The organism is Pseudomonas sp. Mn2068, assembly GCF_049319725.1.
Lineage (GTDB): Bacteria > Pseudomonadota > Gammaproteobacteria > Pseudomonadales > Pseudomonadaceae > Aquipseudomonas > Aquipseudomonas gingeri.
In genome coordinates, this window is the sequence record NZ_JBMOUG010000008.1 from 260,437 (window position 1) to 272,597 (window position 12,161).

At 64.5% G+C, this 12,161-nt stretch carries 9 protein-coding genes; 7 read left to right on the forward strand and 2 right to left on the reverse strand.

Going from position 1 to position 12,161, the window contains the following annotated elements; translation table 11 throughout:
* Positions 1-25 precede the first annotated feature (25 nt).
* A complete protein-coding gene (locus tag ACL9RJ_RS20115; RefSeq protein ID WP_422765589.1) occupies positions 26-1,546 on the forward strand; it encodes a NorM family multidrug efflux MATE transporter in 1,521 nt (506 codons plus the stop codon).
* Here the strand turns inward: ACL9RJ_RS20115 and ACL9RJ_RS20120 are convergent.
* On the reverse strand, positions 1,464-3,134 hold the full coding sequence (locus ACL9RJ_RS20120; protein ID WP_017125510.1) for a putative bifunctional diguanylate cyclase/phosphodiesterase: 1,671 nt from the start codon (positions 3,132-3,134) through the stop codon (positions 1,464-1,466). The genes ACL9RJ_RS20115 and ACL9RJ_RS20120 overlap by 83 nt on opposite strands.
* Before the next feature lie 267 nt (positions 3,135-3,401).
* Here ACL9RJ_RS20120 and rep point away from each other — a divergent pair, with 267 nt between their 5' ends.
* Both rep and ACL9RJ_RS20130 read left to right on the forward strand, forming a co-directional pair.
* The gene (gene rep / locus ACL9RJ_RS20125; RefSeq protein WP_042935111.1) at positions 3,402-5,411 is read left to right on the forward strand and encodes a DNA helicase Rep; all 2,010 of its coding nucleotides are present in this window, start codon (positions 3,402-3,404) and stop codon (positions 5,409-5,411) included.
* A gap of 168 nt (positions 5,412-5,579) precedes the next feature.
* Positions 5,580-6,152 carry a xanthine phosphoribosyltransferase gene (locus ACL9RJ_RS20130; RefSeq protein ID WP_017125512.1) on the forward strand — a complete coding sequence of 191 codons (573 nt, stop codon included), beginning with the start codon at positions 5,580-5,582 and terminating at the stop codon, positions 6,150-6,152.
* Between the two features lie 32 nt (positions 6,153-6,184).
* On the opposite strand, the gene ACL9RJ_RS20135 is transcribed toward ACL9RJ_RS20130, so the two are convergent.
* A complete protein-coding gene (locus ACL9RJ_RS20135) occupies positions 6,185-6,853 on the reverse strand; it encodes a response regulator (protein WP_017125513.1) in 669 nt (222 codons plus the stop codon).
* 299 nt (positions 6,854-7,152) lie between these two features.
* On the opposite strand from ACL9RJ_RS20135, the gene ACL9RJ_RS20140 reads away from it, so the two are divergent.
* The 4 genes from ACL9RJ_RS20140 (at position 7,153) to ACL9RJ_RS20155 (ending at position 12,088) form a co-directional block, all read left to right on the forward strand.
* A complete protein-coding gene (locus tag ACL9RJ_RS20140) occupies positions 7,153-7,716 on the forward strand; it encodes a fimbrial protein (RefSeq protein ID WP_017125514.1) in 564 nt (187 codons plus the stop codon).
* Between the two features lie 61 nt (positions 7,717-7,777).
* Positions 7,778-8,548 carry a fimbria/pilus periplasmic chaperone gene (locus tag ACL9RJ_RS20145; protein WP_177118611.1) on the forward strand — a complete coding sequence of 257 codons (771 nt, stop codon included), beginning with the start codon at positions 7,778-7,780 and terminating at the stop codon, positions 8,546-8,548.
* A gap of 19 nt (positions 8,549-8,567) precedes the next feature.
* A complete protein-coding gene (locus ACL9RJ_RS20150) occupies positions 8,568-9,347 on the forward strand; it encodes a fimbria/pilus periplasmic chaperone (RefSeq protein ID WP_212810282.1) in 780 nt (259 codons plus the stop codon).
* Positions 9,348-9,484: 137 nt separating this feature from the next.
* Complete coding sequence (locus ACL9RJ_RS20155) at positions 9,485-12,088, forward strand: fimbria/pilus outer membrane usher protein (RefSeq protein ID WP_422765590.1); 2,604 nt, start codon at positions 9,485-9,487, stop codon at positions 12,086-12,088.
* The last annotated feature ends 73 nt before the right edge of the window (positions 12,089-12,161 follow it).

A 12,161-nucleotide genomic window follows, 5' to 3' on the forward strand; every position in this document is an offset into this window, starting at 1 on the left:
CTGCCACTTTTTGAGCCTGATGATCATGCAGCATCCAGCACGTACCGAACTCTGGGCCATCCTGCGGCTGTCGGGGCCGTTGATCGCCTCGCAGTTGGCACACATGCTGATGGTGCTGACCGACACCCTGATGATGGCCCGCCTCAGCCCCGAGGCCCTGGCCGGCGGCGGCCTGGGTGCGGCGAGCTATTCATTCGTGTCGATTTTCTGCCTCGGCGTGATTGCCGCGGTCGGCACCCTGGTGGCCATTCGTCACGGCGCCGGCGATGTCGAGGGCGCCACCCGGCTGACCCAGGCCGGGCTCTGGCTGGCCTGGGCCATGGCGCTGGTCGCCGGCCTGCTGCTGTGGAACCTCAAGCCGCTCCTGCTGCTGTTCGGCCAGACCCCGAGCAACGTGCACGCGGCCGGCCAGTTCCTGCTAGCGCTGCCGTTCGCCCTGCCCGGCTACCTGAGCTTCATGGCCCTGCGCGGCTTTACCAGTGCCCTGGGACGCGCCACCCCGGTGATGGTGATCAGCCTCTGTGGCACCGTGGCCAACTTTGCCCTCAACTATGCGTTCATCACCGGGATGTTCGGCCTGCCCCGGCTGGGACTGACCGGTATCGGCCTGGTCACCGCCATCGTCGCCAACTGCATGGCGCTGGCCATGGCCTGGCACATCAGGCGGCATGCCGCGTATCGCGACTACCCCTTGCGCCGCGGCCTGTCCCGGCCGAACTGGCAGTACCTGCGCGAGCTCTGGCGACTGGGCCTGCCCATCGGCGGCACCTACGCGGTGGAAGTCGGGCTGTTCGCCTTCGCTGCCCTGTGCATGGGCACCATGGGCAGCACCCAGCTGGCGGCCCACCAGATCGCCCTGCAGATCGTCTCGGTGGCGTTCATGATTCCGGCGGGGATTTCCTATGCCATCACCCTGCGCATCGGCCAGCACTACGGTGCCGGACAACTGCTGGATGCGCGGCGCGCGGGACGGGTCGGCATCGCCTTCGGCGCGGCGACCATGCTGGCCTTCGCCATGCTCTTCTGGCTCGCGCCGCATCAGTTGATCGGGTTGTTCCTGGACCACAACGACCCGGCATTCCGTCCGGTGATCGACCTGGCTGTCAGCCTGCTGGCCGTGGCCGCCTGGTTCGAACTGTTCGACGGCACCCAGACCATCGCCATGGGCGCGATTCGCGGGCTCAAGGATGCCAAGACGACCTTCCTCGTCGGGCTCGGTTGCTACTGGCTGATCGGCGCACCGTCGGCGTGGCTGCTGGCGTTCAGTGTCGGCTGGGGCCCCACCGGCGTCTGGTGGGGCCTGGCCCTGGGGCTGGCGTTCGCGGCGGTGGGCCTGACCCTGGCGTTCGAATGGCGGATGAAGCGGATGCTGAAGCATGGCCGGACGAATTCGTCAGCACACACGACCCCGACGGGTGGGAGCCGGCTTGCTGGCTCCCACGGGGGACCGCGCCCCGACAGGCTCAGCAGACGTCCTGCACCGCCTGCTGGCTGGCACCGAACGTCAGGTACTCGACCAGTTCCACCAGTGGCAGCGGCCGACTGATCAGGTAGCCCTGGGCCTGGTCGCAGCCGAAGCCACGCAACAGCGCCAGTTGCTCCGGCGTTTCGACCCCTTCGGCCACCACTTCCAGGTTGAGGTTGTGGGCCAGGTTGATCATGGCGTGAACCAGCTTGCGGTTCTCTTCGCGCAACTCCATGCCGCCGACGAAACTCTTGTCCACCTTGAGCAAGGCTATCGGCAGGCTGTTGAGGTGCACGAAGGAAGAGAAACCGGTGCCGAAGTCATCCAGGGAAAAACGCACCCCCAGCCGCCCGAGGGCATCCATGGTCTGCTTGACCAGGTCGCTGCGCCGCATCACCGCGGTTTCGGTGAGTTCGAACTCCAGCCATTGCGCCTCGACGCCGCGCTCGGCGATCAGCCGGCTCAGGGTCGACAGCAACTGGCTGTCCTGGAACTGTCGGAACGACAGGTTGACCGCCATGTGCAATGGCCCCAGTCCGCGCTCGCGCAAGTCCTGCATATCCCGCAGGGCCCGGGAAATCACCCAGTAGCCCAGGGGCACGATCAACCCGCTCTGCTCGGCCAGCGGCACGAATTCGCTGGGCGGCAACAGTCCGCGCTCGCCGTGGCGCCAGCGCACCAGGGCTTCGAGGCCGACGATCTGCCCGGTGCCCAGGTCCAGGCGCGGCTGGTAGTGCAGCTCCAGCTCGTCGCGGCGCAACGCCCGGCGCAGCTCGCTTTCAAGGTCGGCGAGGCTGCGGGCATTGCGATTGATGCGTTCATTGAAGATGTGGAAGGTGCAGCCCTGGGTGCTCTTGGCCTGCTGCATGGCAATGTGCGCGTGCCACATCAGCGGGTCGGCCCCGGCGTTGGCGCGAGCGTGGGCGATGCCCAGGCTGCAGCCGATCAACAGGCTTTCACCGTCGACCCAATAGGGTTCGGCCATGACTTCGATGATCCGCTCGGCCATCCACTCGGCCCGCTGCGGTGCGCGACGGGTATCGATCAACAGGGCGAACTCGTCGCTGCCCAGGCGCGCCAGTTGATCACCGGCTTCGAGCTGGCTCTTGAGGCGGGCGACCACTTGCAGGATCAGCCGGTCACCGGCCTGGTGCCCCAGGGCATCGTTGGCATGACGGAAGTTGTCCAGGTCGAGGTGCCCGAGGGCCAGGCCGCGCCCTTCATTCTCGGCCAGGCGCGCCGCCAGCAGGGTCTGGAACCCCTGGCGATTGGCGATACCGGTGAGCGGGTCCTGTTCGGCGAGACGTTGCAGGGTGTTTTCCAACACGCCGCGCTCACGCACGTGCCGCAGGCAGCGACGCAGGGTCGAGGCGTCCAGGTCCGCGCGGACCAGCCAGTCGCTGACGCCCAGCGGCGCCACGTCGGGCTCGCTGTCGAGCAGCAGCACGGTCGGCAGGCTGCAACGCCCCGGCGCCGGCTGCAGGCCGGGCACGGTGAGCAATACCGCCGTACGTTCGTCATCGAAGAGGCTACTGACCAACTCCCAGGAGGTCGCACTGACCAATACGGCCGCGCCTCCCATCGGAGCGAGACACTCGCGCAACAACGCTGCCCACACCGGCTCTTCGGCCAGAAGCAGCAAACGCAAGGGTTCGACAGGCTTGGACAAGCTAGCTCCCTAGACTCTGCAAAAAATAGTGGCGAAAGGCATTATGACGCGCCGTGCAGCGACTACAAACGCAATTGATTCTCAACCGCCGTCTTGTACCGTGCAAACGTGAACGATAGCCTTAAATTCTTCGCGCATCCTGCGGGAAAGTAACAAAACCGGCAAATTTAGATCGCGTGGTACGTCACAGTGTCGGAGAGTCGCGGCAGAATCTGTCCAGCCTGTTAAAATGCCCGCCCTTTTTCGTAACAGACCACTTACTTCGCCATGTCCCGACTCAACCCCCGGCAGCAAGAAGCCGTGAACTACGTCGGCGGCCCTCTTTTGGTGCTCGCCGGTGCCGGCTCCGGCAAGACCAGCGTGATCACCCGCAAGATCGCCCACCTGATCCAGAACTGCGGCATCCGCGCCCAGTACATCGTCGCCATGACCTTCACCAACAAGGCGGCGCGGGAAATGAAGGAACGCGTCGGCACCCTGCTCAAGGGTGGCGAAGGCCGTGGCCTGACGGTCTCGACCTTCCACAACCTGGGGTTGAACATCATCCGCAAGGAACACGTGCGGCTGGGCTACAAGCCGGGCTTCTCGATTTTCGACGAGACCGACGTCAAGGCCCTGATGACCGACATCATGCAGAAGGAATACTCGGGCGACGACGGCGTCGACGAGATCAAGAACATGATCGGCTCGTGGAAGAACGACCTGATCCTGCCGCCCCAGGCCCTGGAAAACGCGCGCAACCCCAAGGAACAGACCGCCGCCATCGTCTACACCCACTACCAGCGCACGCTCAAGGCGTTCAACGCGGTGGACTTCGACGACCTGATCCTGCTGCCGGTGAAACTGTTCGAGGAACATGCCGACATCCTCGAAAAGTGGCAGAACAAGGTCCGCTACCTGCTGGTGGACGAATACCAGGACACCAACGCCAGCCAGTACCTGCTGGTGAAAATGCTGATCGGCACGCGCAACCAGTTCACCGTGGTTGGCGACGACGACCAGTCGATCTACGCCTGGCGCGGCGCGCGTCCGGAAAACCTGATGCTGCTCAAGGACGACTACCCGTCCCTGAAAGTGGTGATGCTCGAGCAGAACTACCGCTCCACCAGCCGTATCCTGCGCTGCGCCAACGTGCTGATCTCGAACAATCCCCACGAGTTCGAAAAACAGCTCTGGAGCGAGATGGGCCACGGCGACGAGATCCGCGTGATCCGCTGCCGCAACGAGGACGCCGAGGCCGAGCGCGTGGCCATGGAAATCCTCAGCCTGCACCTGCGCACCGACCGTCCCTACAGCGATTTCGCCATCCTCTATCGCGGCAACTACCAGGCCAAGCTGATCGAGTTGAAGCTGCAGCACCACCAGATCCCCTATCGCCTGTCCGGCGGCAACAGCTTTTTCGGACGCCAGGAAGTGAAGGACCTGATGGCCTACTTCCGCCTGATCGTGAACCCGGATGACGACAACGCCTTCCTGCGGGTGATCAACGTGCCCCGCCGGGAAATCGGCTCGACCACCCTGGAAAAGCTCGGCAACTATGCCACCGAGCGCAAGATCTCGATGTACGCCGCCACCGACGAGATCGGCCTCGGCGAACACCTGGACAGCCGCTTCACCGACCGCCTGGCGCGGTTCAAGCGCTTCATGGATCGCGTGCGTGAACAGTGCGCCGGCGAAGACCCGATTTCCGCCCTGCGCAGCATGGTCATGGACATCGACTACGAGAACTGGCTGCGCACCAACAGCTCCAGCGACAAGGCCGCCGACTACCGGATGAGCAACGTCTGGTTCCTGATCGAGGCGCTGAAGAACACTCTGGAGAAAGACGAAGACGGCGACATGACCGTCGAGGACGCCATCGGCAAGCTGGTCCTGCGTGACATGCTCGAACGCCAGCAGGAAGAGGAAGAAGGCGCCGAAGGCGTGCAGATGATGACCCTGCATGCGTCCAAGGGGCTGGAGTTCCCCTATGTGTTCATCATGGGCATGGAGGAGGAGATCCTTCCCCACCGCTCCAGCATCGAGGCCGACACCATCGAGGAAGAACGGCGCCTGGCCTATGTCGGGATTACCCGCGCGCGCCAGACCCTGGCCTTCACCTTCGCCGCCAAGCGCAAGCAGTATGGCGAGGTCATCGATTGCGCGCCGAGCCGTTTCCTCGATGAACTGCCTCCCGACGACCTGGCCTGGGAAGGCAACGATGACACACCGACCGAAGTGAAAGCCGTTCGCGGCAACTCCGCGTTGGCGGATATACGCGCCATGTTAAAGCGCTAGAATTGGATTCCCCCTTTATTTGTGGGAGCGGGCTTGTGTGGGAGCGGGCTTGCCCGCGAAGCTTTTCAGTAGCCTCACTGGCCCCTTCATGGGCAAGCCCGCTCCTACCCAAACCCGCTCCTGCAGGAGCAATATTTTCAGCGTAAACGCGCTATTCGAGGACGTTCCGTGGAAGCACTGCATAAGAAAATTCGCGAAGAAGGCATCGTGCTTTCCGATCAGGTCCTGAAGGTCGACGCCTTCCTGAACCACCAGATCGACCCGCAGTTGATGAAACTGATCGGTGACGAATTCGCCACGCTGTTCGCCGATTCGGGCATCACCAAGATCGTCACCATCGAAGCCTCGGGCATCGCCCCGGCGATCATGACCGGCTTGAACCTCGGTGTACCGGTGATTTTCGCCCGCAAGCACCAGTCCCTGACCCTGACGGAGAACCTGCTGTCGGCGACCGTCTACTCCTTCACCAAGCAGGTGGAAAGTACCGTGGCGATCTCCCCGCGCCACCTGACCAGCAGCGACCGCGTGCTGATCATCGATGACTTCCTGGCCAACGGCAAAGCGTCCCAGGCGCTGATCTCGATCATCAAGCAGGCCGGCGCGACCGTGGCGGGCCTGGGCATCGTGATCGAGAAGTCGTTCCAGGGCGGCCGTGCCGAGCTGGACGCCCAGGGCTATCGCGTCGAGTCCCTGGCCCGGGTCAAGTCCCTGGCCGGCGGCGTCGTGACCTTCATCGAGTAACCCGTCCCGCGACAGGCCGGCACCCGCCCGCCTCAGAAGCCCATCGCGTTCGAATCCCGTAGCGAACTGGACAGCTTGAACAGTTCGCTGTCGGTCTTGATCCCCAGCTTGCGGTAGGCCGACTGTTTCTGGGTGCTGATGGTATTGGCGCTGCGCGAGAACTTCTCGGCAATCCCGTTCACCGACATGCCATCGAGAAAACAGCGCAGCACTTCCCGCTCCCGGGGCGAGAGGATGTCATGGGCACACGCGGGCACCTGCTCGCTGGCGCTCGCCGCCTCGTACACCTCCTTCTCCGACACCGTGGCGACCTCCCTGGCCATGATCGGGTGCAGGTAGATCTTGCCCCGGGCCACGGTACGGATCGCCGCCGCCAGCCCGTCCAGGCGCTGGGTCTTGCCAAAGAAACCCCAGCTCCCGGCCCGTAGCGCCAGCGACACGGTCGCCGGGGTGTAGTGGGCCGAAAGCACCAGTGGCCGGCAATCGGGATAACGCACCCGCAGCGCACGGATCAGGTTGATCCCGTCGATCTCCGTCGGGCCGAGCATGAAGTCGATCACGAGGATATCCGGCTGCCTGATGGCCAGGGCGGCGAGCAGTTCCCTGCCCGTGGAAAAGGAACCGACAACCTCAAGGTCAGGCTCTTTCGACAACCACAGGGACGTACCCACCCTTATCAGTTCGTGATCGTCCAGCAGCATGACTGTGTAGGAACCAGGGACTGCGCTAGTCATCTTTATTTAGACCTCCCGAGAAAAAACCGAGCCAGCAGATAAGGGCCGCGACGAATACCTACAGAACTTTCAGGCTTATAGCACCCAGCGCCGAGAGCACAAACGGAAAGCCCTTCGAGAAATCACGAAACTGCAGGGTTTCGAGTTATCTCGATGTTCCAGCGACCCCGGCTACGCGAGAGTAGCGGCCTCGTCCGACAGGCTATCACCCTCCACCCGGAGGGCTGTCGGAAGGGAAATCAACTGAAACCATTCAAGGTAATCCGATGAAAATCTCCCAAGTCTCTGCCGCCGTCTCCCTCGCCCTGGCCGCACTCATTGCCCTGCCGGCTGCCGCCGCCAATGACGGCGTCATCAACTTCAATGGCCTGGTGACCGACGTGACCTGCACCATCGAAGGCGAAGCGCCAGGCGGTGGCAGCGTGGTCAAGAACGTCGACCTCGGCGGCGTGTCCGCGGCCCGCCTGACGAACGCCGGCGATCGCGCCAACCTCACCGGTTTCTCGATTCGCGTGGGTGCGCCGGGTGAAACCGCCTGCACCAACGGTCGTACCGCAATGGTCGCGTTCGACCCGACCAGCCCGGCCATCGATGTCGCCACCGGTCGCCTGAACATCGACACCACCGGCGACGCCGCCAGCAACGTGCAGGTCGAGGTCACCCAGCGCGACGGTACGCCGATCCACGTCTACACCGAGAAATCCGAAGGCGTGGTCATCGCCGACAACCAGGCGGTCATTCCCCTGGCCGCCCAGTACTACGCCACCGGTGCAGCGGGTGAAGGCCAGGTCGCCACCCGGGTCGGCTTCATGATCGAGTACGCCGAGTAAGCGTCATCCAACGGACCCGCGCCCTGTCGCGGGTCCAGCCTTCAACACGAGAGCTTCGCCAATGAACAACCTGGTTCGTTCGGGCATGGTCGCCTGTGCCCTTCTGACGGCATCGCTGCACGCTACTTCCTCGCTTGCCGCCGTGGTCATCCATGGCGCGCGCGTGATCTATCCCGCCGAGCAACAGGAAGTCGTGGTCCGGCTGGAGAACAAGGGCGAACGTCCCGCCCTGGTCCAGCTCTGGCTCGACGACGGCGACAAGCGCGCGACGCCCGCCACCGCACAGGCGCCCTTCACCGCGATGCCGCCGATCCTGCGCATCGAACCGAAAAAGCAGCAGGCCCCGCGCCTGCGCTATACCGGCGGCCCGCTACCCACGGACCGCGAAAGCCTGTTCTGGCTGAATGTGCTGGAAGTGCAGCCGACCACCGTCGGTACTGCCGACAGGAACCTGCTGGAACTGTCGTTTCGTTCCCGGCTGCGAGTGTTCTACCGGCCGGAAGGCCTGCCCTATCCGAAAACCAGCGCGGCGCCGAAGCTGAGCTGGAAACTCGTGCGCCATGAAGGTGGCCACGCGCTGGAAGTCCTCAACCCGACGCCTTATCACGTCTCCCTGGGCTCGGTGGAACTGGTGGGCAAGGGCCGCGACGAGCGTTATCCGAAGGCACCGAACAAGGAGGTCAACGACAGCCTGTTGCTGCCGTCCGGCGACATCAAGCGCTTCCCGCTGCCCAACCTGCGAACCCCGCCCAGCGGCGCCCTGAAGGTCGAGTTCAGTGCGATCAGCGACTTCGGCGCGCGCGTCAGCCACAGCGCCGACATCACCTCTTGAACCGGACCGACCAGTGCTCATGAACACACTCCCGCGCAGCGCCGCGACCGCACGCCTCGTCATCCTGCTTGCCCTCGCAATCCTGATGCTGAGCACCAGCTTCATGGCCCGAGCCAGCGTCATCATCACCGGCACCCGGGTGGTGTACCCGGCGAACCAGAAGGAAGTGACCATCCGGTTCGAGAACAAGAACCAGAAACCGGCCCTGGTGCAGGTCTGGCTGGACACCGGCGACGAAGAAGTGGCGCCGGAACAGGCCCGGGTGCCCTTCCTCGCCACGCCCCCGATCTTCCGCATGGAACCGGGCAAGCAACAGGTCGTGCGCTTGGCCTATACCGGCGAATCGCTGCCCAAGGACAAGGAGAGCCTGTTCTGGCTGAACATGCTGGAGGTACCGCCCAAGGCCCGGGACTCGGAAGAGAGCAACCAGCTGCAACTCGCCTTCCGCACGCGCATCAAGGTGTTTTTCCGGCCGCGGGACCTGCCCTACCCGCCCGCGCAAGCCGTGGAAAAACTGCGCTGGACACTGGTGTCCGGCGTCCAGGGACCCGCCCTGGAAGTGCATAACCCTACGCCCTACCACCTGAACTTCGATTCGGTGGAACTGGTCGCGGCGGGCCAACGCCATGCCAAGCCGGTCGGCCAGACAGGCGCCGGGAACATGGTCAACCCGAATGCCAGCAACCGCTTCGTCCTGCCGAGCCTGAAGTCGGCCCCCGCCGCTGGCGCCCTGGTCGAGTTCCAGACCATCGACGACTACGGCGCCCGGCATTCGCACAAGGTCCAGGTCACGCCATGACCGGCTGATATCAGCGCCTGGCGCGCCTGGAACGCCAGCCAGTAAAGGAACTCCCGCCCCGTCCGCGAACAAGAACGCGCGACGGTCGGGCCCGGCTTGCCCGAATCCGGCAATACACAAGGTTTGGAATGTTTGCGATGAGATCGAAGACCCAGTCTGTACCCGGCGGATTGCGCACCCCGCGCAACCGTCTGGCCCATGTCATTCACAGCCTCCTGCTGCTGGCAGCCGGCAATGCCCTGGCCGCGGACGAGGTCGAGCGGGTGGAGTTCAACCCGGCGTTCTTCCCCGGTGGCGGCGGACAGATCGACATCTCGCGCTTCAACGAAGGCAACGTGGTCCTGCCGGGCCAGTACCGCGCGGACGTCTCCGTCAACGGCAACTGGATCGGCCGGGAAGAACTGACCTTCGCCGCCGTCGAGGGCCGCAACAATGCCCAGCTCTGCCTGGAACGCCCGCTGCTGACCCGGCTCGGGGTCGATCTCGATGGCATCGCGCAGAAGGCCGCCGAAGCCGGTGAACCCGTGCCGCCGGCGCTGCCGCCGCTGTCTACCTGTGGCGATATCGGCACCTACATCCCCGGCGCCAGCGTCAGTTTCGATGCCGGTGAAGGACGGCTGGACCTGCAGGTGCCACAGCTCTACCTGTCACGCACGGCACGCGGCTACGTTAGCCCGGAGCATTGGGATCCGGGGGTGAACGCGGCGTTCGTGCGCTACAACGCCAACGGTTTCATGAACAACAACAAGGGCCGCTCATCGTTCTCCAACTACCTGGGGCTGCACACCGGTCTCAACCTCAACGGCTGGCACCTGCGACACAACGGCGCCTACAGCAGCAACGAAGCCAGCAGCAGCTACCAGAGCAGCGCCACCTATCTGCAACGGGAACTGCCCGGGCTGCAATCGCAACTCATGGCCGGCGAGATCTACACCACCGGCGAGCTGTTCGACAGCATCCGCCTGCGCGGCATGACCCTGTCCACCGACGATCGCATGCTGCCCGACTCGCTGACCGGCTACGCGCCCATCGTCCGTGGCGTGGCCGAGACCAACGCCCGGGTCAGCGTGCGCCAGCGCGGCATACTGCTGGACGAAGTCAGCGTACCGCCGGGCCCATTCGTGCTCAACGACCTGTTCCCCACCGGTTACGGCGGCGACCTGGAGGTCACCGTCACCGAGGCCGATGGCCGGCAACGGCAGTTCATCGTGCCGTTCGCCTCCAACGTCAACCTGATCCGGCCGGGCTACAGCCGCTACTCGCTGAGCCTCGGCGAAATGGACGAGCTCGGTGTCGACAGCAAGCCCTGGCTGAGCCAGGGCACCTTCCAGTACGGTCTCAACAACCTGGTCACCGGCTATGTCGGCGCCTTGGCGTCGGAAGGCTATCACTCGCAACTGCTGGGGGCGGCGTTCAATACGCCGGTGGGGGCGATCTCCCTCGACCTGACCACCTCCCAGTCTGAACTGCCGGGGTTTGCCAATCGTCGCGGCCAGAGCCTGCAGGCCCGCTACAACAAGAACTTCGCCGATACCGGGACCAACTTCGCCCTGGGTGCCTTTCGCTATTCCACCGACGGTTTCCTCAGTGCCCGCGACACCGCGCAACTGCGGGATATCGCCCGCCGGGGCGGGGACCTGGAAAAAGTCAGCCGGGTGCGCGAACGCCTGGATGTCAGCCTCAACCAGAGCCTGGACCAGGGATCGGTATTCCTCACCGGCTCGTCGCAGAACTACTGGAACCGCAAGGGCGGCAGCCTGAGCTTCACCGCCGGCTACAGCAGTTCCTGGCAACGCATGAACTACACCATCAGCGCCCAGCGCAGCCGCGACCTGCTGACCGAGCGCAGCAGCAATCAGATCGACCTCACCATCAGCCTGCCGCTGGGCTACTCGAACCGCGCACCGAACCTGTGGAGCAACCTCACCCGCGGCGACCGGCAAAGCAGTGTCCAGGCCGGCCTGGGCGGCACCTGGGGCGAACGCAGCGAGGTCAACTACGGGGTTTCGGCCAGCCACGCCGGCAATGGCGTCGGCAACAGCTTCAACGCCGACCTGCAATACCGCAGCCGCTATGCCGTGGCTTCCACCAGCCACAGCCAGGGCAACGGCTACCACTCGCAATCGCTGGGGTTGTCCGGCGGGCTGGTCGCCCATGCCGACGGCCTGACCCTGAGCCCGGAACTGGGCGACACCATCGGCCTGGTCCACGCACCCGGTGCCAAGGGGGCCTGGGTCGGCAGCAACAACGATGCCCAGGTGGACGGCAAGGGGTACGCCGTGGTGCCGCACCTCACCCCGTACCGCCAGAACGTGGTCGAACTGGACCCTCGCGACATGTCCCACGACGTGGAGCTCAAGTCCGCCTCGCACAACGTCGCCCCCCGGGCCGGTTCCGTGGTGGTGATGAAGTATGAGACCAGCAGCGGGCGGGCCGTGATCATCAATGCCAGTCGGGAAGATGGCAGCCCGCTGCCGTTCGGTGCCGATGTGTTCGATGAAAGCGAAGCCAACGTGGGCGTGGTCGGGCAGAACAGCATGGTGTTTGTCCGGCTGCCAGACGATAGCGGCCAGTTGACGGTCAAGTGGGGGCCGAGCAGCGCGGACAGCTGCCGGATCGCCTACGACCTGGGCACGCTCGCCGACTCGGAGGGCTTACGTCAAATGGAGGGGGAATGCCGGACCGACAGTAGCGATACGTCCCGCTCGACCCCGCCTGATACTCCTGCAGATGAGGCTTGATCATGGTCGCGAATACCTGCCGCGCAAACGCTCCGGTCGACAGACTCCAGTCATTGCTTCAGGCGAGACCGCC